The sequence below is a fragment of the Pacificimonas sp. ICDLI1SI03 genome, assembly GCF_054740865.1.
Genome location: NZ_JBSQAU010000001.1, coordinates 16,805 through 40,364, shown reverse-complemented (window position 1 = coordinate 40,364; position 23,560 = coordinate 16,805). Strand labels below are relative to the sequence as shown.

20 protein-coding genes and 1 tRNA gene are annotated in these 23,560 nt (G+C 59.6%); 16 read left to right on the top strand and 5 right to left on the bottom strand.

Annotation, left to right across the window (positions count from 1 at the left end):
• Positions 1–103: 103 nt before the first annotated feature.
• Complete coding sequence (locus ACSMXM_RS00195; protein WP_460312888.1) at positions 104–766, bottom strand: TetR/AcrR family transcriptional regulator; 663 nt, start codon at positions 764–766, stop codon at positions 104–106.
• Positions 767–1,199: 433 nt separating this feature from the next.
• On the opposite strand from ACSMXM_RS00195, the gene ACSMXM_RS00190 reads away from it, so the two are divergent.
• Together ACSMXM_RS00190 and ACSMXM_RS00185 are read left to right on the top strand one after the other, a co-directional pair.
• A complete protein-coding gene (locus ACSMXM_RS00190; protein WP_460312886.1) occupies positions 1,200–3,674 on the top strand; it encodes a TonB-dependent receptor in 2,475 nt (824 codons plus the stop codon).
• Positions 3,675–3,911: 237 nt separating this feature from the next.
• Positions 3,912–4,808 carry a hypothetical protein gene (locus tag ACSMXM_RS00185; RefSeq protein WP_460312884.1) on the top strand — a complete coding sequence of 299 codons (897 nt, stop codon included), beginning with the start codon at positions 3,912–3,914 and terminating at the stop codon, positions 4,806–4,808.
• A 518-nt stretch (positions 4,809–5,326) separates the two neighbouring features.
• Here ACSMXM_RS00185 and ACSMXM_RS00180 read toward each other — a convergent pair.
• The 3 genes from ACSMXM_RS00180 to ACSMXM_RS00170 form a co-directional block, all read right to left on the bottom strand.
• Complete coding sequence (locus tag ACSMXM_RS00180) at positions 5,327–7,078, bottom strand: N-acyl-D-amino-acid deacylase family protein (protein WP_460312882.1); 1,752 nt, start codon at positions 7,076–7,078, stop codon at positions 5,327–5,329.
• Between the two features lie 76 nt (positions 7,079–7,154).
• On the bottom strand, positions 7,155–8,906 hold the full coding sequence (locus ACSMXM_RS00175) for an N-acyl-D-amino-acid deacylase family protein (RefSeq protein ID WP_460312880.1): 1,752 nt from the start codon (positions 8,904–8,906) through the stop codon (positions 7,155–7,157).
• A 1,056-nt stretch (positions 8,907–9,962) separates the two neighbouring features.
• Positions 9,963–10,051: transfer RNA gene (locus tag ACSMXM_RS00170), tRNA-Ser, on the bottom strand.
• A 162-nt stretch (positions 10,052–10,213) separates the two neighbouring features.
• Here ACSMXM_RS00170 and hspQ point away from each other — a divergent pair.
• The 13 genes from hspQ to ACSMXM_RS00105 all read left to right on the top strand — a co-directional run bounded on the left by hspQ (position 10,214) and on the right by ACSMXM_RS00105 (position 21,851).
• Complete coding sequence (hspQ, locus tag ACSMXM_RS00165) at positions 10,214–10,591, top strand: heat shock protein HspQ (protein ID WP_460312878.1); 378 nt, start codon at positions 10,214–10,216, stop codon at positions 10,589–10,591.
• A gap of 124 nt (positions 10,592–10,715) precedes the next feature.
• Positions 10,716–11,204, top strand: coding sequence for a 50S ribosomal protein L21 (gene rplU / locus ACSMXM_RS00160; protein ID WP_460312876.1), 489 nt, complete (start codon positions 10,716–10,718; stop codon positions 11,202–11,204).
• Positions 11,205–11,219: 15 nt separating this feature from the next.
• A complete protein-coding gene (gene rpmA / locus ACSMXM_RS00155; RefSeq protein WP_460312875.1) occupies positions 11,220–11,489 on the top strand; it encodes a 50S ribosomal protein L27 in 270 nt (89 codons plus the stop codon).
• A gap of 119 nt (positions 11,490–11,608) precedes the next feature.
• The gene (locus ACSMXM_RS00150; RefSeq protein WP_460312873.1) at positions 11,609–12,169 is read left to right on the top strand and encodes a GNAT family N-acetyltransferase; all 561 of its coding nucleotides are present in this window, start codon (positions 11,609–11,611) and stop codon (positions 12,167–12,169) included.
• A gap of 36 nt (positions 12,170–12,205) precedes the next feature.
• Positions 12,206–13,243 (top strand): GTPase ObgE, encoded by a 1,038-nt coding sequence (gene obgE / locus ACSMXM_RS00145; protein WP_460312871.1) that lies wholly within the window; start codon positions 12,206–12,208, stop codon positions 13,241–13,243.
• Between the two features lie 40 nt (positions 13,244–13,283).
• Positions 13,284–14,387, top strand: a complete 1,104-nt coding sequence (gene proB, locus ACSMXM_RS00140) for a glutamate 5-kinase (RefSeq protein WP_460312869.1) — start codon at positions 13,284–13,286, stop codon at positions 14,385–14,387.
• Positions 14,384–15,637, top strand: coding sequence for a glutamate-5-semialdehyde dehydrogenase (locus ACSMXM_RS00135; protein WP_460312867.1), 1,254 nt, complete (start codon positions 14,384–14,386; stop codon positions 15,635–15,637). Before proB ends, ACSMXM_RS00135 begins: the two co-directional genes overlap by 4 nt.
• A 16-nt stretch (positions 15,638–15,653) precedes the next feature.
• A complete protein-coding gene (gene radC / locus ACSMXM_RS00130; RefSeq protein ID WP_460312865.1) occupies positions 15,654–16,343 on the top strand; it encodes a RadC family protein in 690 nt (229 codons plus the stop codon).
• A gap of 93 nt (positions 16,344–16,436) precedes the next feature.
• Complete coding sequence (purB, locus tag ACSMXM_RS00125; RefSeq protein WP_460312863.1) at positions 16,437–17,735, top strand: adenylosuccinate lyase; 1,299 nt, start codon at positions 16,437–16,439, stop codon at positions 17,733–17,735.
• 102 nt (positions 17,736–17,837) lie between these two features.
• On the top strand, positions 17,838–18,281 hold the full coding sequence (msrB, locus tag ACSMXM_RS00120) for a peptide-methionine (R)-S-oxide reductase MsrB (RefSeq protein ID WP_460312861.1): 444 nt from the start codon (positions 17,838–17,840) through the stop codon (positions 18,279–18,281).
• A gap of 206 nt (positions 18,282–18,487) precedes the next feature.
• A complete protein-coding gene (locus ACSMXM_RS00115; RefSeq protein WP_460312859.1) occupies positions 18,488–19,906 on the top strand; it encodes a dihydrolipoyl dehydrogenase family protein in 1,419 nt (472 codons plus the stop codon).
• A 272-nt stretch (positions 19,907–20,178) separates the two neighbouring features.
• Positions 20,179–20,475: a hypothetical protein gene (locus ACSMXM_RS00110; RefSeq protein WP_460312857.1), complete on the top strand. Its 297-nt coding sequence runs from the start codon at positions 20,179–20,181 to the stop codon at positions 20,473–20,475.
• Positions 20,476–20,549: 74 nt separating this feature from the next.
• On the top strand, positions 20,550–21,851 hold the full coding sequence (locus tag ACSMXM_RS00105; protein ID WP_460312855.1) for an amidohydrolase: 1,302 nt from the start codon (positions 20,550–20,552) through the stop codon (positions 21,849–21,851).
• Between the two features lie 24 nt (positions 21,852–21,875).
• Here ACSMXM_RS00105 and phaR read toward each other — a convergent pair whose 3' ends face one another.
• Complete coding sequence (gene phaR / locus ACSMXM_RS00100) at positions 21,876–22,460, bottom strand: polyhydroxyalkanoate synthesis repressor PhaR (RefSeq protein ID WP_460312853.1); 585 nt, start codon at positions 22,458–22,460, stop codon at positions 21,876–21,878.
• Between phaR and ACSMXM_RS00095 the strand changes: the two genes are divergently transcribed.
• Positions 22,454–23,548, top strand: coding sequence for an alpha/beta fold hydrolase (locus ACSMXM_RS00095; RefSeq protein ID WP_460312851.1), 1,095 nt, complete (start codon positions 22,454–22,456; stop codon positions 23,546–23,548). The two genes, phaR and ACSMXM_RS00095, sit on opposite strands and share 7 nt — an antisense overlap.
• Positions 23,549–23,560 lie beyond the last annotated feature (12 nt).

Sequence of the window (23,560 nt, the reverse complement as noted above, 5' to 3'; positions counted from 1 at the left end):
CTTCCCGAACGACTTGTCTCGCTTTGTCATGCCGTCTTAGGCCAGGCCTTGGGCGGTCAAAATTGCCGGAATTCTAACTTAACCCCACCACTAGCGGTCAGGCCTAGCTTTCCGTCATCGTCACCAGCGCGTCATGGATCCTGGCCAGTTCGAAATCGAACGCGCGATCCGCATTGTCTTGTTCGGATGACATGCGCTGGATGTCCTGCACGATCTCTCTCATCGGTGCGTCGATGGCCGCGATCTCGTCGCTGGAAATCTGCTGTTGCTCGTCGCGAACGCGCAATTCGTTATGGATCATGCCCATGATCGAATTCCACAACCAAGACAGTGAACGCGCCAATTCGTCTCCTTGAAACCCTAGTTCGGTCAACGCGGTCGCAAGGGGCGCCGAACGGTTCATCCACGCGATCGAACCGTGCCCGCCCTCCCAAACCAGCATATCGATCAGCTGGGGGCGTTTCTGGAAATGGCTGCGGACCAGCCGAGCCCATGCCATTACGCGCTCGACGGGCGGTTCGGCCTCCAGTGCAGTAATATCAAGGCCGGCAAGCATCCGGTCGGTCAGCGCCTGCAGCAGCGCGTCCTTATTGTCGAAATAGGTATAGATCGCCATCGGCGTCATGCCTACCGCGCGTGCCACCCCGGCCAGGGAAACGGGCACGCCCGGCTGCTGCTCGGTCAACGCGATTGCAGTCTCAAGAATGTGATCGTGCGATATGCTGCGCGGCCGGCCGCGCTTCGACTTCTTAATCACCTTGCTCATTTCGGGGCGTTGCCAATATGCCTCTTGACTGTCATCGCTCGCGCTTACGCGCTTCCGCCCCGAGAACCAAGTCGGCTGCGCCTCATCCGCCGTGGGCCATGTTGATGCGTCTAAGACTGCGCTGAGATTAGCCCGCCCGCCCGGGCATCCCCATGACAACACGGTCTTTCACTTACTTAATTTGAGAAGTGTTCTGTACGTATTTCGTCGCTTGACGGTATTCCAAAATGCCTTAGAGAAATTCACTGGCAGACGAAAACCTTCGCGATCGAGACGAGGGTAACGTTTCAGGGGGAGTGACAGCCAACATCCGGCCAATGTGCCGGATCGCAAAAAATCCGTTTTCCTTCGCAAAACCCTGCTCGATCCGCGCCCACTGTGGAGCGTGCGACGGGAATTGCGAGCTCACTCACGGATATTGGGGAGGATCAATATGCGTAACAGGGCAGTGACGACCTTGATGACAACCACCGCCGCGTTCGCGGCGGTGCCAGCACTGGCGCAGACTACGGGTGATGTGGCGCCCGATGCCGGACCGGCCGGCCTAACGGAGATCGTCGTGACTGCGCAGCGCGTCGAGCAGAATCTGCAGGACGTGCCGGTCGCGGTGACGGCGATCGGCGAGGAAGAGATCGGGGACAAGCGCGTGACCAGCGGCGCCGATATTGCCGGCCTTGTCCCGAACCTGAATTTCACTCAGGCGGGGGTTCCCTCAAACCCCACCATACAGATCCGCGGCATTTCCTCGGGCACCAGCAACAACGCTGTGGATCCCAAGGTCGGCGTCTATGTCGATGGCGTCTATGTCGGCCGCACCGTCGGCGCGCTGTTCGACCTGGCCGATATTCAGCGAATCGAAGTGCTACGCGGCCCACAAGGCACCCTGTTCGGTCGTAACGCCACCGGCGGTGCCCTTTCGATCACCACCGCAACACCTTCGGGTTCTCTTGGGGTCAAGGGCTCGATATCCTATGGAAACTTTGACGCCTGGCGCGGTAAGATAAGCGCCGATCTGCCGCAGTTCGGACCGTTTTCGCTTCGTGTGTCATACCTCCATGACGAAATCGGCGGCTACGTCGATAATGCGCTTGGCGGGCAGACCATTGACCTTCGTCCCCGCGCCGAAGATTTCGGCGTTCTGACCTTTGCGAATGAGTTGGGCACGCGCAACGTGGATGGCGTGCAGGTGGCACTGCGGGGTGATTTTGGCCCAGTAATCGCAGACTATAAATTCGATTATACCGATCAGAATGGGTCGCCACAGCCATCCCAGGCCTTTGGCCCCCTTCCGGAACCGGGCGGGGATCTGCTTCTCGGGATTCTATCTCTTCAGCCACCGGGCAATCGGTATAATTTTTCGCCGGACGGCGATCCGCTCAATCCGGTATTCAATGCTACGAGCAACGAGCATATCGTCGCCCAAGGGCACAGCCTGACGGTGGAGATCCCCACCGACTTCGCAACTATCAAGAATATCGCTGCCTATCGCAAATTCAGGCAGGATCCGTATATCAACGATCTGGCCTCCTCGGGCGGCCTGCTGTTCACCACCGCGCAGTTGCAGAACCTGTTGACGGGAAACATCGGCGGGGTTCTCGATCCGGCGAACGCCCCCGGACCCAATGACCAGTTCTTCACGCTCCTGACGTCGCGCGCGACGGAGCAGTGGCAGGTCTCGAACGAATTCCAGATCCAGATGCAGCGCGATTTCTTTGACATGACCTCCGGCGTCTTCCTTTTCCACGAAGATAGCCCGGCAACCGACGTTCTTGGCATCTACCAGCCCGTCGATAACGGCGTCATCGTTGACGGGTCGCAGGTCGGCTTGATTCCCGGCCTGCCCCCCGGCTCTTACGATTTTGACGGCGATGGCGTGCCTGAAACCGTTAATCCAAGTCTTGATGGCACATTTGGCAGCGGTACCACGCGTGGTGATTCCATCAATGACAGCGCTGCAATCTATACGCAGGTCACGTTTAAGCTATCGCCAAGCTTCGACGTGTCGCTCGGCGCGCGCTATACGTGGGATGACCGGGAGACCAACATCACCGAGGTCGCAGGAGCGCAAGGAACTGTGCTGGGCCTTGGCACCTACAAACAAAGCTTCGAGAAGTTCAATTATACCGCGATCGTGAACTGGGAGCCCGTGAGGGACATCCTGGCATACGCCAAGATTGCCACGGGCTATGTCGCGGGCGGCATCCTGTCGGGCATTCCCTATGATCCGGAAAGCCTGACGTCTTATGAAATCGGACTGAAATCGCAGCTGTTCGACGATCGCTTACGGTTCAACGCAGCCGCGTTCTATTCTGATTACACTGACCTACAAACGCAAAACTTCATCAACGGGCGCCAGACATTCGACAATGCTGGCGAGGCTGAAGTGAAAGGTTTCGAGATCGAAACCACTGTTGTTCCATTCTATGGCTTCGTACTGACCGGAAACATCGGCTACAACGATCTCGACTACAAGACTTTCATTCTAAATGGCGTGGATGTCGCCGATGTTGCGACAACTACGTACAACTCCAAATGGACGGGACGAGTCGAGGCCGCATATGAGAGCGACCCGTTTGCCAATGGTGCAAACTTCTTCGCACGCCTTGGTGCAAGCTATCGCGGATCCTATTTCCTGGTTTCGACGCCGATCCTGGACCTGTTGGGCGACCCGACCGGTCAGACGCTGTCGCCTCTCGAGGACAGTCGAAAGCAGCCATCCTACTGGCTGGTTGATGGACGGATCGGGGTCGGAGCGATTGATTTCGGGGGCGGTAGCGTCGCGATCTCTGCCTTTGGCAAGAATCTTACGAACGAGACCCCGATTCAATTTGGGGCGCCGACCCTTTCGCTCACCGGAACCAGCCTGCGCGGCCGTCAGTATGGGCTTGAGATCACAGCTGCGTTTTGATCGCGCGAGCGGATGACAACCGGTTAGCCCATCGTGTTCGCGTGCTCGCCAGAAGTGGTCCGTGAGGTGGAGGCGCGGCGTCGGCGCCTCGCATTATCGCGATCAAGCCCGACAAGTGGCGGTGGCCGCCAGGCATCAGCGTAACTTCCGGTTGTCACCCGCTCGACACTCAGGTATAAGTATAGGGTATAAGAAAATTGCTGCTGATCGTAGTTTCGAACTAGGGGAGAGAAGGATATGACCGACAACATCGCATCTCGTGTCAGCGAAGCCGATGTGGCTTATTTCAATCAAGGGCAGGTTCATCACGAGACCCAGAGTTCTGTCTTGATCAGCTCCTCGCCATATCTCAACGATCCGGAACTGCGCGACCTGATCGCGCAGGAAATGCTCCGCCGCAATGGTCCGGACCTGCCATCGACGGCTTATATTCCGCACGTTGTGAAATGTTTGATGAAATACGAGGATTGGCCCCGGATCTTCCAGCTTTTCGAGGAAGAAAAGCAGCGGCTGCCGGAATTCAAAGCCTGGTTGGAAGGTCGCAAGGTTTCCCTCTTCAAACCGGAGGAACTTGAGGATCCCAAAGCGGGCACGCTGAAGGAGGTGGTGCACGATTTCGTCGTCAACTCGCCCTACAATATGGACTTCTTTTACCAGGGACTAAAGATCGAGAACGACTTCGATTTTTACCAGAAAGAGCGCACCCACTCGCACGATATCGAACATATGATCACCGGTTTCGAGACAAATCACGCCGGTGAGATCGCCTTGCTCGAAGCGAATGAGGTGGCGGTCTACAATTATTTCGTTCCCGAACTCGCCGCTTTCTTCAATCGCACGGGCGCCTATCTGAAGGCAAAGACGATGATGAAGAGCGGGCTCCACTATCCTGAAAGCTACGCCATCGAAGTGAAGGCGCGGCAGGTTGGTGCGGCGCAGGGCGCGAACTGGAAGCACCCCCTATTCCTCATCCCGTTCCGCGATATGCTTGACCGCCAGCTAAGCGATATTCGCGAAGAGTTCGGAATCACGAACCCGCCGCCCCCGGGCGAGTGGGCGTATACCACTGCGCTGTCCGAGGACGAACGCCTGCCTGACAACGACGTCGCCGCTCACGCCCAGGCTGCCGAATAGGGCTCGTTTGGATTTAGGCGCTCTGGGACAAAACTGAGTTCACGGAGCGCCTACGCCGCCTTGGGCACTCCAAGGCGATCTGCGGCCGCGCCGCCAAATACAGATCGAGTGGGTGACTGCGATAGTCACGCCAAGCCACTCTCGAAAGCTATACCCGTAATAATCTGAAACCCGGTCGCCGGTCAGTCGCTCGACCAGTGAAACGCCGTTCTCCAGCCGCCGAGACCAAGTGATCTCCCTGTTAGCTTGAGGAAAAGGCCGGTAAAGCTGAGAGCCGCACCGTGTGCCGCAAATCGCTGACGCCCCTTGTCCGCCCCAAGACCGGCTGTGACGAATTACATACCAATTAGATTGGCCTCTTCACGGAAGGCATCGGATGTCCTGTTTTGGTAGCGGCGAAACAGACCAGTCTTCTCGAATCCCCTCGCCCCGACTTCAGAAAAAACCCGCCCGGCAATGACCGGGCGGGGAGAGTGTAGCGGCTATGCGCTTACAGGGAGGGGAATAGCGGAGAAGCTTTATTCAGCCGCTTCTAGAATTCTCTCATTCTCATTAGCCAGCGCCGGAACGAGATATTCTCCCGGACGCGCATCCGTCTGCTTCCCGTCGCGGAAGGTTGCTACGCCGTTAACGAGCGTGAGACGCATGGGCGCGGCCGGACGCGTAAAGCGCCATGTCGTGCCCCCCTTGCCATCGGGCATGTCCCATGCCTTTTCGATGGTCTGGTACTCGATCTCATCGAGGTCGAAGACTGCGATGTCGGCGCGCTTGCCAACTTCAAGCGTTCCGGTTTCCTGAAGATTGAAGAACCTTGCTGGTTTGCCAGTCAAATAATGGACCGCCTCTTCCATCGTCAGGTGGCCTTCCGCCACATATTTAGTGAAGGTGAGGATATTCTCGCCACCACCACACAACATCTGGAGGTGGGCGCCGGCGTCGGAAACATTGCCGAGGGCCTGCTCGCTCTTCATGAGCTCGACGGTCAATTCCTCGTCCTTCGGGAAAGGTGCCATGTGCACGGTCGACTTGACACCGTTTTCTAGAATCCAGTCGGCCATCGCATCGCTGCGGTGCTGACCGCGCTGATCAGCATATTCCTTCAGCGTTCCGCCAACCGGTCCCTTGCCGTTTTCCGAATCCAGAAGGAAAAGCTCATCCGGGTTTTTCAACGGGGAGTGATCCCAGGCCTTTGTGTCCCAGCTGTTGCGAGCACGGGCACGCCAGTCTTCGTCAGCAAGCAGAGCCCGCTTCTCGTCATCGCTATCGGCCAAAACGACTTCGTGCCAAACGTAGTCGTTCGATTGCGCGAAGATCAGCGATTTGGTCAGGCTAAGTGTGCTCGTTGGCGAAACATGGGCAAATCCGGGCCATACGTCGGCCCCGGCTTCACGCATGGAATTGAGCGTTTCCTGGCACTTAGCCAGAATAGGCTTCTGGAATCCCAGCGTCGGCACCGCGCCGGCAATCTGTATTCGGATGCCACGGCCACGCGTCAGACGTTCGAGACGCGTCATCTGATCAGGCGCGGTCATGCGCATGAAGGTATCGACGATAACCTGATATGTGGTTTGCGGATACCGCGCCATCACATCGAAAAGGGCTTCAAACTCTTCATCCTCCGCTTTCAGTGTCGGGATCGGACGATCGTCGCCGTCATGGTCGTGCAGATTGTCGGACAGGCCAAGCGCGCCTGCATCCAGTGCATCTTCCAACAATTCCGCCATGCGCTCGATTTCCTGCGCGGTCGCCGCACGTTCCCAGGCTTCAACACCCATGGCGGCGAGGCGGAGCGCAATGTGTCCGACATAAGCCGAGTAATTGAGAGGGATTTTCACCTTTGTGGTCATGGCGTTTTTGTATTCGGACCATTTTTCCCAATCCCACGGCACGTGTTCCAGGAACGGACCCATTGGAATATCCTCGAAAAACGAGAAGATTTTGATCATCTCCATCTGCGCGGCCTTCTCCTTCGAGAGCGGCGCAGCGGTAAAACCACAATTTCCCAGGATGACGGTGGTCGCACCATTGCCTGGCTGCGGATCCAATTCCGGCTGCCACCACATCGAGGCATCATAATGTGTGTGGGTTTCGATAAAGCCGGGGGTCACGTGACATCCCTTCGCATCGAAGACCTCTTCGCCGTCCCTGGCGTCTAGGGAGGGCTCGATTGCTGCAATGCGGTCGCGTTCGATACGCACGTCGGCCTTTCGCGCCGGCCCGCCGGTTCCGTCAACAACGGTGCCGTTCTTGATCAGGATAGATGTCGTCATCTCGGACTCTCCTCAGTTTGTCATCGCATCGTCGGCCTCTCGGGCTTCCCGATGAGGCACGTTCAGGGTTCAGTGATTACTCCGCTGCCTGCGCCTGCATCTCGGCGGCAAGTTCGGGCGTAAGGAACTCGCCTGGCAATGCATCCGTCTGCTTTCCGTCTCGGAAAGTCGCCACGCCGTTGACCAGCGTTAGTTTCAGGCCGCCCGCGGGGCGCGTATAGCGCCACGTGGTACCACCCTTTCCATCGGTAACATCGAAGCGCTTCTCCATGTCGTGCTGCTGGATATCTTCCAGATTAAAAACGACAATATCCGCGCGCTTGCCGATGTCGATCGTGCCCACATCGGCAAGGTGGAAGTGATCGGCGACCTTGCCGGTCATCGAGTTGATCGCTTCCTCAACTGAAATCGCTTTCAGTTCCTTCACATATTTGGTGAGATAGATCACATTTTCGCCACCGCCGCACAGCATCTGCAGATGTGCGCCGGCGTCGGTTATGTTGCCTACCGTTTTGGGATCGCGCACCATCTCCACAACCGCGTTATCATTCATTGCCATCGGCTCCATCCGGATGGATGAAGAGACGCCGTTGTTCAGCAGCCACTCGGCCATCGCGTCGGAACGATGAACGCCAAGTTCTTCGGCATATTCGGCCAGTGTACAGAACGGACCGTGTCCGCTGTCTGAACCCAGTTCGGTCAACAACAGCATATGCGGCTGGCTCATCGGAGAGTGGGCGTAGACCTTATTGTCCCACGATTCGCGTGCCCGGGCGCGCCAGTCCTCGTCGCGCAGGATTGCCGCCTTGGCTTCCTCGCCTTCGGCCAGCACGGCTTCGTGCCAGACATAGTCACCCGATTGCGCGAACAGCAGTGATTTGTAGATCGACAGCTGCGCGGTAAGCGGTACGTGACCGTAGCCAGGCCAGACGTCGATCCCGTCCTCGCGCATCGCACTGATGATGCCTTTCATCTGGTCCAGCCGATAGGTCTGATATTCAGAGGTCGGGATACCGCCGGTCAGCTGGATGCGCACATTCCGCCCTTTGAGGAGGCGATGCATGCGTTCAGCCTGTTCGTGTCCATTATCGCGCATCAAAGCGACATCGATGATGCACTGCACGGTGGAGGCCGGATAGCGTTCGAGCACATCGAATATCGCTTCGAACTCGGCATCGTCGGCCATCAGCGTAGGAATTGGACGGTCCTCGCCGTCATGGTCCAGCAGGTTGGTAGAAAGCCCGAGCGCGCCGGCATCGAGCGCATCGACCAACATCGCCTGCATCTTCTTGCGCTCTTCAGCCGTGGCCACGCGCTCCCACGCCTCCATGCCCATTGCCGCAAGGCGAATGGCGATGTGCCCGGCATAAGTCGCCTGATTGACCGGAAGCTCAATGTTCCTTTCGACCGATGCCTTGTATTCGGACCATTTGCGCCATTCCCAAGGCACGTGCTTCTGAAAAGGTTCGAGCGGGATATCTTCGAAGAATGAGAAGATCTTTGCCATCTCAAGCTGCACTTCGGGATCATCATGGATCGGTGCTGCTGTGAAGCCGCAATTGCCGGTGATGATCGTTGTCGCGCCATAAGCAGGCAGAGGGTCAAGATCGTTCTTCCACCACATTGTCGCGTCGTAATGGGTGTGCGCCTCAATAAAACCGGGCGCTACGATGGCGCCATCCGCCTGGAACACCTCTTCGCCATCCCGCGGCGAAAGATGTTCGCCGATCTCGACGATGCGGCCATCGGCAATGCGCACGTCGGATTTGTATCCCTTCGCACCGGTGCCATCAATAACAGTGCCGCCTGCAATTAGCATATTAGACATAAAATGATCCCTCCTCCCAATAGTGCCTCGCTCTGTGAAGGAATCGTCGCGATTCCCACCCCGCTCAACTTATTTTCTTATAGCTTATAGAATATAGCTGCAAGGCTCGCAAGCCTAAGCGGCGATCCGTCGCGATTGTGCACGATCACCGCCCTGAGTGCGGCGGGGAATGCGCATCTTATATGGCGCTCTCGCCAGTCGAATTCTTCGTTCGCCGCCTTCCTGCTCCTGACCAGCGCACCAGCCTTCCGACCCCGGCGGGTTCGCTACCGGTGGCTGCCACAATGACCGAAAGAATGGCGGACGACACTGTCACCGCCCCGCCGCCTCGACTTCGACTGCGCGACCGCACCGGACTCTTTCTAGGGGACCGCGCCTTCAGGAATTTCAGTGAAGCCCGAGCAGCAGGTGCGAGGCCCGCCTGTATCGGCAATCCGGGTACAGTTTACATATAGACCGGGATGGCGACGGAGTGGGCACGGATGAGTGTCCCGCCCTGCTTATTATGAAGGGGGTGGAATGCGGTCGTCCCGCACTCAAGACTTGATTGCTTGGGTTAACCGGAAGCCTACGCCCGCAATGATCATAAAAGCGAACTGGTATATCGGTAAAAAAAGTGCGACCAAATGGTTGCTGAGGCCGGGGTTTATCGCCAACCCCCAGATTAGGATCGGGGCACCGGGCACAAGTAATATAGCTTGGACAGTGAGCCAGAAAGGCGATCCTTTTGCATCTGATACCAATAATACTAGAAGCCCAGAGACTCCTGCCGGAGCAGCGGCCCAGGCAAGGATGCCAAGGCTTCCTGTCGGAATGAGCAGACTTGCCAGTATCGTGTAACCAATTGCCGCTAGCAGTGCATAAATACGAAGAGAGTTCTTCCTCGGCACCACAATGCTAATCCGACCATTTGAATTCATCGGCTCTTCGATGCCCCGAGAAATTGTATGCAATTCAGGCCGCCTGTACAACGCGCGATGAGCGCTAGTTGTCAATTCCAATACAGCTCGATTGCTTCGTCCAGCAGCCTCGCCAAGTTTTCATGCGGGAGGTTGCTGGCGGAGAGGGTGGGATTCGAACCCACGGTACCCATAAGGCACAACAGTTTTCGAGACTGCCACATTCGACCACTCTGTCACCTCTCCGCAGAAGGGCGCTGACGCGGGCGGGCCGCGCTGATCGAAGCGCGGGCATATAGGGGGGATTGCCCGCTTTGCAAAGGGAAAGGAACGCTGCGGCGACCACGGGCTTTGCAGCCGTACCTGACCCTTCCTATATTGCCAACAAGTAGCGAAAGGAGCGCAGCCATGACCGAGACGCCGAACCGCGGTGCCCCACGCACGTCCGCGCTCGACGCGATCGTACGCCAGGCCGCCTTTGGTATTGGCGATGTGGTGAAGCACCGCCTTTTCGATTTTCGGGGAATCATCTTTGATGTCGACCCGGAATTCGCCAACACCGACGAATGGTGGGAGGCGATCCCCGAAGAGGTGCGCCCGAAGAAGGACCAGCCCTATTACCATTTGCTGGCCGACAATGGACAGGATTCCTATGTCGCCTATGTCAGTCAGCAGAACCTGCTGCACGACGATAATGCCGATGATCCGATACATCCGGCCATCAGCGACATCTTCGAAAAGGCGGGTGACGGCCGCTATCGCCTGAAACCTGGGCATGCCCATTAGGAATCAGGTTGACGCGGGGGCGGCGCTTTCCTAGGTGACCCCTTCGCTAGACAGCGCGCCGTATCGAAAGGTTCGGCCTGGCGCTGTCTTTGTGCGTTTGAGACATATTCGTTTGGAAGACCCGATGTTCGCGATCGTTCGCACGGGCGGCAAGCAGTACCGCGTTGCCGCAGACCAGAAAATCATCGTCGATCGTATCGACGGCGAAGTAGGCGACAAGATCGCCCTTGATGACGTGCTGATGATGGCCGATGGCGGCGATCTGAAGGACGCGGCCAAGGAGGTTGTGCATGCCGAAATCCTGGAGCAGGCCAAGGCCAAGAAGATCAAGGTCTTCAAGAAAAAGCGGCGCCACGGTTATCGTCGCACGCAGGGCCATCGCCAGCAGCTGACGGTGTTGCAGATCACCGGCCTGGGCGGGAAAGCCCCGGCAGCGAAGAAGGCGGCGCCTGCGAAGTCCGAAGCCGCTCCCGCCGAGGAAGAGGCAAAGGCACCTGCCAAAAAGGCTGCTTCCAAGAAATCAGCCGACGAGGGCGCGCCCGCAGCCGAAAAGAAGGCCCCTGCCAAGAAGACGGCAACGAAGAAATCCGCTCCCACGAGCGACGGCGAATAAGAGAGGACCTGAACCATGGCACATAAAAAAGCAGGCGGCTCCTCCCGCAACGGACGCGACAGTCCGGGTCAACGTCTTGGTGTGAAGCGTTTTGGCGGTCAGCACGTGCTGGGCGGCAATATCCTCGTGCGTCAGCGCGGCACCAAATTCTATCCGGGCAGCAATGTCGGCATGGGCAAGGACCACACGCTGTTCGCGCTGATCGAAGGCGAAGTGAAATTCCACGAGGGTGCGCGAGCCCGAAAGTATATTTCGGTCCTGCCGATGGCAGAAGCTGCCGAATAAGCGTGGTGACCCGCCTATAGGTCACCGGAGAGGTGACCCAGGGAGCGCAAAAGGCTTCCGCGAAAAGGGAGACGGGTCACCGCCTCCCTTTTTCATTCTCCCGGGAAAGGAATTCCCGGATGTTCATGGTCACTGAAAGACTGTTCCTGCGGCCATTATGGCCCGAAGACGCAAAGACTGTGCATGAGGGGCTGGCCAATCCAGCCGTTCACCGAAATCTTGCGTCGACGCGATCCCCCTTCCCGCTTGAGGACGCCAAACAGAAAATTGCCGCTGACTGCGCCGCGTGGCCGCAGAAGATCAGCCTTGGCATTTTTCTGCGGACGGACAGCGGCCCGCATCACGTTGGTCATATCGGCTTTGGAAAACGCCCCGACAGGGATCGGGATATCGAACTGGGCTACTGGATCGCTGAGCCCTATTGGGGGCGCGGAATCGCTGTAGAGGCGGGCCGCGCCGTTCTGGAACACGCCTTCACTGCGTGGCGGCTGCCCACGCTTTCCGCTGGTCATTACACCGACAATCCCAATAGCGGTCGGGTCTTGCAAAAGCTCGGCTTCCGCAAATTGCCGATCCTGCGCCGCTATTTCAGTATACCGCGTGGGGAAGATGTAATTTGTGTGGAATATCTACTGACCCGCGATGAATGGGCAGGCGAACGTATGGCGCTCGCCGCATAGTGGCGGTGGGCGGCACCCTGGGCTAAGGCGCGGCATATGCAATTTCTCGATCAGGCAAAAATCTATTTGAAATCCGGCGCCGGCGGGCCGGGTGCTGTCTCGTTCCGGCGCGAGAAATATATTCAATATGGCGGTCCGAACGGCGGCAATGGCGGGCGCGGCGGCGATGTCGTCTTTCGCGCCGTCGAAGGGCTGAACACGCTGATCGACTTTCGTTATCGGCAGCATTGGCGCGCCGCGCGGGGGAAGGGCGGTGCCGGTTCCAACCGCACGGGCGCCGGCGCCGACGACCTGATCATTGACGTGCCCGTCGGCACGCAGGTCTTTGACGAGGATCGCGAGACGCTGCTGGCCGACATGGTGGAGGTCGGTCAGCAGATCACTGTCCTGAGGGGCGGCTTGGGCGGACGTGGCAATGCCAGTTACAAGACATCGACGAACCGCGCACCGCGCCAGTCACAGCCGGGTGAGCCGGCGGAAGAAATGTGGGTGTGGCTGCGCCTGAAGCTGCTGGCCGATGCCGGTCTGGTTGGCCTGCCCAATGCCGGCAAGTCGACATTCATGTCCGCCGTCACCAATGCCGATGCAAAAATCGGCGAATACGCCTTTACCACCACAAAGCCTCAACTGGGCGTTGTGGAGCATAAGGAGCGGTCCTTTGTCTTGGCAGACATTCCGGGGCTGATCGAAGGAGCAGCGGACGGCGTCGGCATAGGCGATCGCTTCCTGGGCCATATCGAACGTTGCCGCGTCCTTCTGCATCTGGTCGACGCGGGACAGAATGACCCTGCGGCGGCGTATCTGACAGTGCGCGATGAACTTGCCGCCTATGGCAATGGCCTTGCCGAAAAGCAGGAGATCGTCGCCCTGACGAAATGCGACACGCTGGACGCTGAACTGATTGCCGCGCAGCGTGCCGAACTGGCGGAGGTGACAGGGAATGAGATCCACACCGTGTCGGCCATATCCGGCGCTGGGATGACAAAGATTCTCGACATGCTGATGGAAAAGACATTTGCGGCACGCAAGGAGGATCCGGAGACAGTCGAGGAGGTCCAGGAATGGCGCCCCTAGCTGTACCTTTCTCCTTTCCCCTAACCAACGGAGAGATCCGGTGCCGAATCTAGAACTCCTGCCAGCACGTCTGGTCGTAAAACTGGGTTCTGCGCTGCTGGTCGACACGGCGGGCGAAGTCCGTCGGGACTGGCTGGCGACACTGATTGATGACATTGCCGATCTGCGCGCACGGGGGACGGAGGTGATCATCGTCTCCTCCGGCGCGATTGCGCTAGGGTCGCGGCGGCTGGGACTGACGGATGGCGGGCGCGGTAGCCTGGATGACGCACAGGCATCGGCCGCGGCGGGACAGATCGTTTTGTCCGGTCTTTATGCCGACCTGCTGAGCGCGCGCAAACTGACGGCGGCACAGATCCTGGTAACGCTGGACGACCTAGCGGATCGGCGCCGATATTTGAACGCCAGTGCGACCTTTGCACGGCTTTTGGCCCTGGGGGCCGTCCCCGTCGTCAATGAAAACGATTCGACGGCGACAGCGGAAATCCGCTTTGGCGACAATGACAGGCTTGCCGCACGGGTTGGTCAGGCGGCAGGCGCGGACAAGGTGTTGTTGCTGTCCAACGTGGCGGGCATTTACGACCGCGATCCAGCCTTGGGCGGCGCCACCCTGATCAATCAGGTTGCGCCCGATGCGCAGATTGCCGCCGAACTTGGTCCTTCCTCTGGTCTCGGCAGTGGCGGAATGGCCGCCAAGGTCGAGGCCGGGCGCATCGCCGCCGCCAGCGGCATTGCATTGACGATCGCCGACGGGCGCGTGCAGCACCCGCTCAGCACATGGCTTCAGCAAGGGAGCGGCACCACTTTCCTCCCCTCGCCTGCCCCCGGCGCGCGGAAGGCGTGGCTGATCGGGCATTTGGATGCGCGCGGCACTTTGTCCATCGATGATGGTGCCCGCGCCGCTTTGTGCGAGGGCGGAAGCTTGCTGGCGGCGGGAATCACAGGCGTTAGCGGCTCCTTTTCGCGCGGCGATGCGGTCGAGGTCCACGATCTGGACGGCGCCCTTCTTGCACGAGGCCTGATCGCCTATTCTGCCGATGAAATGCGAAAAATCGCGGGCACGCGCAGCGATGCGCAGGGCGATCTGTTGGGCTATGCTCCGCGTGCCGCCGTTGTTCACAGGAATGACTTGGTCCTCATATGAACGAAGATCCCGATACGCTGGTTCAATCGTTGGGCGCCGCAGCGCGCGCCTCAGCGCGGGCAGTTTCGCTGGCGCCTGCCGGTGTGAAAGCGAATGCGGTGCGCGCGGTCGCTGCAGCATTACGGGATGATCTCGATTCCATTTTTGAAGCGAACAAGGCCGATGTCGACGCGGCAGAGGGACTGTCCGATGCCATGGTCGACCGGCTGCGACTTGATCCCGAACGGATCATGGCGATGGCCGACGCCGCCGAGGCGATCGCAGGCCTCGACGATCCAGTCGGACAGATCATCTCCTCCTGGGATCGCCCAAGCGGTCTTCGTTTCGAACGTGTCCGCGTACCCTTGGGCGTGATCGGGGTTATCTACGAGAGCCGCCCCAATGTTACCGCCGATGCCGGTCTGCTGTGCCTGATGGCGGGGAATGCGGCTATCCTGCGCGGCGGCAGCGAGGCAATGAGATCGAATCGGGCCATTCACAAGTCCATCGTTCAAGGCCTTGAAACGGCCGGCCTGCCCGGCACCGCGATCCAACTGGTGCCGACGCAGGACCGCGCCGCCGTCGGCGCCATGCTGGGGGCTACGGAATTCATCGACGTCATTATTCCGCGCGGCGGAAGGACCTTGGTCGCCCGTGTGCAGGAGGAAGCGCGCGTTCCGGTGCTGGCCCATCTCGACGGCAATTGTCATGTCTATGTTGACCGCGCCGCGGATCTGGAGATGGCAAAGGCCATCGTTCTGAATTCGAAAATGCGTCGGACCGGCGTCTGCGGCGCGATGGAGACATTGCTGATCGACCGCGCCGCCGTTGACAAGGCCCCTGCCCTCATTCGCCTATTGCTTGATGAGGGCTGCGAGGTGCGGGGCGACGTCGCCATCAAAGGCATGGAAATGCGGGTCGAGCCGGCGCGGCCGGAAGATTGGGATACGGAATATCTGGAACCGATCGTGGCCGCGAAGCTGGTCGACGGGGTAGACGATGCCATCGCCCATATCGAACGGCATGGCAGCCACCATACCGATGCCATCGTAACCGATGATGCCGCAACCGCAGCCAGGTTCATGGCGGGCGTGGACAGCGCCATCGTCATCCACAATGCCAGCACGCAATTCGCAGATGGCGGAGAATTCGGCTTTGGCGCTGAAATCGGTATTGCGACTGGACGTCTGCACGCGCGGGGGCCAGTCGGGCTGGAAGGGCTGACCACCTATAAAACCATTGTCCGTGGCAGCGGCCAGACGCGCCCCTGAGCCGGCAGACCGCGAAATGCCAAATTCAAACAGCCCGGACGACAGCAGCAATCACCGACAGCGGCTGCGCCAGCGTATGCTGGAGGGTGGCGACGACGCCTTTGCCGATTACGAACTGCTGGAATACGTCCTGGCGCTGGCCGTGCCGCGCCGCGATATGAAACCGCTTGCGAAGGCGCTCATTCGTCAATTCGGTACGTTCGGCGCCGTAATATCGGCGGACCCGGACGATCTGCGGCGGGTGGATGGTGTTGGTGACGCCATCATCGCAATCCTGAAATTCGTGCGCGCGGCGTCTGTCCGCCTTCTGCGCGGGGAGATCGCGACGCGGCCGGTCCTCGGCAATTGGCAGGCGGTTGAGGAATATTTGACCGCACAAATGGCGCATAATCCGCGGGAGGAATTTCGCGTCCTGGCACTGGACGGCAAGAACGTCCTGCTGCGCGATGCCAAAATGTCCGAGGGCACGGTCAACGAGACCAGTGTGCATGTCCGCGAAGTCATCAAGATGGCTCTTCACCTTGGGGCGACGTCGATCATCCTCGTACACAATCACCCGTCGGGCGATTCAAGTCCCAGTCGCGACGACATCGCGATCACTGCGCGCATCTCCGACATTTGCCTTGCCCTCGACATACGCCTTCATGATCACATCATCGTTGCGAAGGCTGGCAATGCCAGCTTCAAGGCGCTCGGCCTTCTCTAAGATGCTCCATTGCGCCCTGCCCCTGAAGCGGGGTGCGTTGCCGCCGCGCGCTCGCCTTGCTAGGCGCGCGCTTTGCCCAGTCAGGAGTTCCCGATGATCCCCCGCTATTCCCGCAAGGTCATGACCGACATTTGGGAGCCGCAGACCCGTTTCCAGATCTGGTACGAGATCGAGGCGCACGCGATGGACGCCCTGGCCGATCTGGGCGTCGTCCCGCGTGAGGCAGCACAGGCCGTGTGGGATCGCGGCGGCTTCGATATCGACCGCATCGACGAGATCGAACGCGAGGTGAAGCACGACGTTATCGCCTTCCTGACCAGCCTGCAGGAACATGTGGGGGAAGAGGCCCGCTTCGTCCATCAGGGGATGACCAGTTCGGACGTGCTCGATACCTGCCTGAACGTGCAGCTGGTTCGTGCCGCCGACATCATCATCGATGATCTGGAGGCGTTGCTTGCCGTCCTGAAGCGGCGCGCACTGGAACATAAGGATACGGTGACCATCGGCCGCAGCCACGGCATCCATGCCGAGCCGACCACCTTTGGCCTAAAACTGGCGCAGGCCTACGCAGAATTCGACCGCTGCCTGACGCGGATGAAACTGGCGAAGGACGAGGTCGCCACCTGCGCTATTTCAGGCGCTGTGGGCACGTTCGCAAACGTCGATCCGCAGGTCGAGGAACACGTTGCGGCAAAAATGGGCCTGCGTCCGGAGCCTGTTTCGACCCAGGTGATCCCCCGCGACCGTCACGCGCAATATTTCGCCACGCTTGGCGTTATCGCCTCCTGCGTCGAACGCCTGGCCGTCGAGGTCCGCCATCTGCAGCGCACCGAAGTTCTGGAGGCGGAGGAATATTTCTCCCCCGGCCAGAAGGGCTCTTCGGCCATGCCGCACAAGCGCAATCCCGTGCTGACGGAAAATCTCACCGGCCTCGCGCGTCTGGTACGCGGCTATGCCATGCCGGCGATGGAGAATGTCGCCCTTTGGCATGAACGGGACATTTCCCATTCATCGGTGGAACGCATGATCGGCCCCGACGCGACCGTCACGCTGGATTTCGCTCTCGCGCGCCTGACCGGCGTGATGGACAAGCTGCTGGTCTATCCGGAACGCATGCAAAAAAATCTCGACCGAATGGGTGGGCTCATCCATTCGCAGCGTGTCCTCCTTGCCCTGACACAGGCAGGCGTCAGCCGGGAGGATGCGTATCGGCTGGTTCAGCGCAATGCGATGAAGGTGTGGGAATCAGACGGCCAGCAAAGCCTGCTGGAACTATTGAAGGCCGACCCCGATGTGACGGCGGCCTTATCGAACGATGAAATCGAAAGCCGCTTCGACCTCGGATATCATCTGAAGCACGTCGATACGATCTTTGCGCGGGTATTTGGCTAAGTTCCTGCATGGGCGGGGACTTGCCACTGCGCTGGCAAACGCCATCTATGCATAGTCCCGCAGGCGCACCGGCGTCTGCTGCCCATAGGGAGATGAATTGGCATGAGCCTGATCGACAAGATGCGCGGCGGAGACACGGAAAACTTCCCTGTTTCGAAATCCGAGGCGGAATGGCGCGAGGAGTTGACCCCGGAGCAATTCGCTGTCCTGCGCGAGGAGGCGACCGAACCTCCGCGCTCGTCACCGTTGAACGATGAGAAGAGAGACGGCACCTTCCTCTGTGCCGGCTGTGGCGCCCGCCTGTTTTCTGCTGAAACGAAATATGACAGCGGCAGCGGCTGGCCCAGTTTCTACGCTCCCATATCCGCCGGCGACGGCGGTGGGGTGGAAACGAAGACCGACTATAAGATCGGCGTCCCCCGCACTGAGGTACATTGCGCCCAATGCGGCGGCCATTTGGGGCATCTGTTCGACGACGGCCCCGCGCCCACTGGCCAGAGATACTGTATGAATGGAATGTCCCTGGATTTTCAGCCATCCGAATAAAGCAAAAAAAGATCGCGGCCGGGGAACCCGCAGGGTGATCGCCCGTTATCCCTACAACTCGCCACCCCGCTTACCCCCGCGGCGAGTTAACTGTCTGAGACGGGCCGCACGAACGCTCCTCCCCCCTGGAGTGCTTCGGCGGCCCTCTCTTCATTTGCGTCCCGCTAGTCCGTAGCATGCCCGCAGGCGGAACGTGAAAGACGATTATGACCCGGAAATATGATATCGCAATTATCGGCGCCGGGTCTGGCGGACTGACCGTTGCGGCGGGCGCGGCGCAACTGGGCCTGGAAACCGTGCTGTTCGAAGCGGGTGACATGGGCGGCGACTGCCTGAATGTTGGCTGCGTTCCCTCCAAATCCCTGATCGCCGCTGCGCATGCCGCTCACGTTGCCCGGTCTTCCGGTGCCTTCGGCGTCACAGCCACGCCTGAAGTCGATTTCACACGGACCATGCAGCACGTGCAGGAGGTTATTGCATCAATTGCGCCGCATGACAGCGTGGAGCGCTTTGAGGGGATGGGCGTTCATGTCGTCCGCCACCGCGCCCGCCTGACCGGGCCGCGTACCATTGAAGCGAACGGCAACCATCATAGCGCCCGGCGGATCGTCATCGCAACGGGATCGCGGCCATTCATTCCGCCGGTCACCGGTCTGGATTCGACACCTTATCTGACCAACGAGACGATCTGGAACCTTAGTGCGCAGCCCGAACATCTGATCATTCTGGGCGGCGGTAATATAGGTGTGGAGCTGGCCCAGGCATTCCGGCGGCTAGGCAGCGCCGTCACGATCCTTGAGCGCAGCAAGATCCTCGCAAAGGATGATCCGGAACTCGTTTCAACCGTCCGTCAGGTCCTGTGCGAGGAAGGGGTTGTCATACGGGAAGGCATTTCAATCGAGCGGGTGCATGGCCAGACAGACATCCAGTCGGCCAGCATCGCGGTAGAGCTCTCTGACGGCGAACACATCACCGGCTCTCACCTTCTGGTCGCGACGGGCCGCACGCGGAATATTCATGATCTCGGCCTCGACGCCGCCGGCGTGCGGACAGACGCCGGAGCAATCATCGTCGACAAACGGCTGCGAACGTCCAACCGTCGCATCTATGCCGTCGGAGATTGCCGGCAGGGGCCGCAATTCACCCATGCGGCCGGTTATGATGGTGGCATCGTCCTACGAAATGCGGTGTTTCGCCTGCCGGCGAAGGCGAATTACGATGCCCTGCCCTGGGTGACCTTCACCGATCCCGAACTCGCCAATGCCGGCATGACCGAAGCAATGGCGAGAAACCGCGACCTGCCACGAATCGAGATATTCGAGGCTGACATGGCCAGCAACGATCGCGCCGCAGCAGAGCGCCGCCCGCTCGGAAAGATCAAGCTGGTACTGTCAAAGGGGCGCATTGTCGGTTGCGCTATTGTTGGCGCTCATGCGGGGGAGCTGATCCATCCCTGGTCGCTCGCCATTTCCCAGGGTCTCAAGCCGCGCCAGATGACAGGATATATTGCCCCCTACCCGACCCTGGGGGAAATTACGAAGGCGGGCGCGAACAAGGTCTTCATCGAAAAGCTATTTAGCGGCAAGGTCCGCAGGCTCGTCCAACTCCTTCGCCACCTGCCCTAGGATCCGGCGTCCGACATTTTCCTGTCACTGCCCCTGCCCAGCACTACCCACATCAGGTTCCTCCCGAACTGGAGCGCAGCGAGAAGACATGCCTAATAAGCTTTTGTAGCTAAAACGTCTAACGGTATGCGGCGTTTCGCGCCTGATGAAAGTAAGCGAATTCGATGTCAGCTATCTGCACCTTGGCAAGGCAGATATTACGCGCGCGGAATAGACTGCGGCAATTCGCGTCAATGAAACGTTCACTCACTTCGGACTAGGTTTTGCGAACTATGTCCATCAGCTTTAAACAGATCGATATCAACACTGGCAGCCAAGACACGCACGGCATGCTCGTCCTGTCGGGCGGTCGGCTCGTCGCCGTGCTGTGCCGGTTGGACGACGTGGCGCATGGCGACAAGCGCGGAACCTGGCATGTCGAAACCGTTTTCGGAATGAGGCAAATGCCGCCGGAAACCTTTCCCAACCTTGAGAGCGCAGCGGAATGGGTCAGGCTGTCGGAGGACGACCCACTACCCGCGTTTGATGGTCAGCCCATCGCCTCTGCGATGGCAGCCCCCAAACTCTGAAGGCAGGCAGCACCCGCTGTTAATTTGGCTTGGCCATGTGCTAGTCTTCTTCGGCATCACGAACCGGAGATACTATGCGCCACCTGATCCTTGCCGCCGCCGCTCTCATTGCCGTGCCCGCTTCGGCCGACAGCATTAGGGATACGGTTGCCGCTGATACGCCGTATCTGATCGACCTCTACAAGCATCTGCACACCAATCCGGAAATTTCCGGTGAGGAAGTAGAGACCGCCGCGCGCATGGCCGCGGAGCTAAAGGAACTGAATTTCGAAGTGACGGAACAGGTCGGCGGAACGGGCGTGGTCGGCGTCCTGAAGAACGGTGAAGGCCCCACCGTCATGATCCGCACGGACATGGATGCCCTGCCCGTGACGGAGGAGACTGGCCTGCCCTATGCCAGCACGAAAACCGTCACCGTGAAAGCGGGCGGGACATCGGGGGTCATGCACGCCTGCGGTCATGACATTCACATGTCCAGCTGGGTCGGGACCGCACGCTATCTGGCGGGCAATCAGGACGAATGGTCGGGCACACTGGTAATGATCGCCCAGCCGGCCGAGGAAACCGGCCTGGGCGCAAAGGCGATGCTGGACGACGGTCTCTACACGCGCTTTCCCAAGCCCGACCACGCCATAGCGCTGCACGACGCGGCGCAATTGCCCGCCGGGCAGGTCTCACTTGTGTCGGGCTTCGCCATGGCCAATGTCGATTCGGTCGATGTCGTTGTTCCGGGCGTCGGCGGGCATGGCGCCTATCCGCACACGACCAAGGACCCCATCGTCATCGCCGCCCGTATCGTCGACACGCTGCAGACTCTGGTATCGCGCGAAATCGACCCGCAGCAGGCCGCCGTCGTGACGGTCGGTGCGTTTAACGCAGGGACGAAACACAACATCATTCCGAACGAGGCACGGCTACAGATCACCGTTCGTTCCTATACGGACGAAGTGCGCGATCATCTGCTGCAGGGCATCAAGCGAATTGCAAGAGCAGAAGGGATGGCCGCTGGCCTGCCAGACGACAATCTGCCGGAGGTGACGTGGGAGGAAATCTACACGCCCGCGATTTACAATACCGTCGAACAAACCGACCAATTGGAGGAGGTATTTCGCGCCCGCTTCGGCGACCGCTTCGTCCCCGCCAAGCCTGTCATGGGCGGCGAGGATTTCAGCCGGTACCACCGCGCCGACAATGATGTCGAATCGACGCTATTCTGGATTGGCGGCGTGCCGTCCGAAGCCATTGCCGCCGTCGATGGCGATATGTCCAAGCTGCCGTCCCTGCATTCTTCCAAATGGGCGCCCGACCCTGAACCGACAATTGGCGCGGGAGTAGAGGCGATGACGGCGGCGGCCCTGCTATTGTTTAACGAGTAGGAGGAGACTGGCGAAGGAATATGCTCAGGCCAATCGGTCCAGCTTTTCCTTCATCGCCGCCAATTCTGCCTTCAGATCCTTGATTTCGGTGTCGTGGTCAGTGTCGGTTCGGGAATCCCCGGCCTCACCATGCGATGTCTTCTCTTCGCTGGGACCGATACCACCCAAGGCGGCACCGAACATCTGCATGTTCTGTTTCGCTAGCGCGGAAAAGGGATTTGAGGCGCCCAGCATGGACTGGGCAAATTGTTCCTGATTGCGGCGCAGCGCGGACATGCTCGCCTCAAGATAGGAGGGCACCATTGCCTGCATCTGATTACCGTAAAGGCTGATTATTTCCCTCAGGAAGCTGGTTGGCAGCATGGTCTGGCCACCCGCTTCCTCGTCCATGATGATCTGGGTCAGAACACTACGGGTGATATCCTCGCCAGACTTTGCGTCGACGACTTTGAATTCAATGTCCTGACGCGTCAGTTCCGCCAGATGGTCCAGCGTGATATAGCTGGAGGTGCCTGTATTATACAGGCGCCGATTGGCGTATTTCTTGATGATAATGGGGCCTGCGCCGGGCGACCCGTCATCTTTTGCGGTGGAGGATTTTTTTGCCAAGGGCCGTTTCCGATGCTGCGGGTGCGAACGTCATAGCACGAAAAAATGCTGCGCAGCAACGTGGGCGCCCGCCCTTCGATCGCGGACCGCATCCCCTGCCGCTTTTCTGGCAGTTGGCGAGCGCGGAAATCGGTGATGATCCGGCGCGAATGGCGCAGTTGTTGGCGGCGGTTTCGCGTTATCAGTCGGCGCCAAGGCCGCAGCGGCGGCGGGCAAAGGTTGCGGTAGAGGACGGTGCAGCGAGGCTGCTGCAATACGGAAGCAGGGGGACGCCGGTGGTCCTCGTCCCTTCCCTCGTGAACCCGCCCTGGATACTCGACCTGGATCAGGAACGGTCGCTGGCAGGCCGCCTGGCAGGCGCAGGGTTTGCCACCTATCTGGTCGACTGGGGAACCCCCGGCAACGCAGAACGCAGCCATGATCTCTCGGCCTATGTCCGCCAGTTGGAGCGGCTGGTGGCGCCGCTGGGTCGGCCCGTCCTGGTGGGCTATTGCATCGGCGGCGCCCTTGCCATGGCCGCTGCGGCGCGCGGAACAGGGCGGGCATTGGCGACCATCGCGACGCCGTGGGATTTCGATGGATATCCCACATCGCGGCGCGCAGAGCTGAGTGCCTTTTGGCAACGCACCCAGCCGATTGCCGCGTCGCTGGGCGTCGTTCCCATGTCGTTGATCCAGCCCGCCTTTTGGGCGCTGGACCCCGGTGCGCCGGTACGAAAGTTCGCAAGCTACGCCGCCATGGACGTAGAAAGCGCAGCGGCGCGCAGGTTCGAGGCGATGGAGGATTGGGCGAACGGCGGCGCACCGCTGACCCTTCCCGCCCTCCGCGAGGCGCTGGAGGACCTGTTCGGCGAAAACCTGACCGGACGCGGGCGGTGGATCGTAGACGGCATCACCATACAACCGCAGGCGATCGATATGGATTGGGTAAACTTCATCTCCGCCACCGACCGCATCGTCCCCGCAGCCGCCGCTCCGAAGTCACCGAATGACCATATGGTTCAGGCGGGACATGTCGGCATGGTGGCTGGCTCGCGCGCAGAGGACCTGCTCGTCGCGCCTCTGGTCGAATGGCTCCGTTCGCTTTAGGCGCGGTCCATG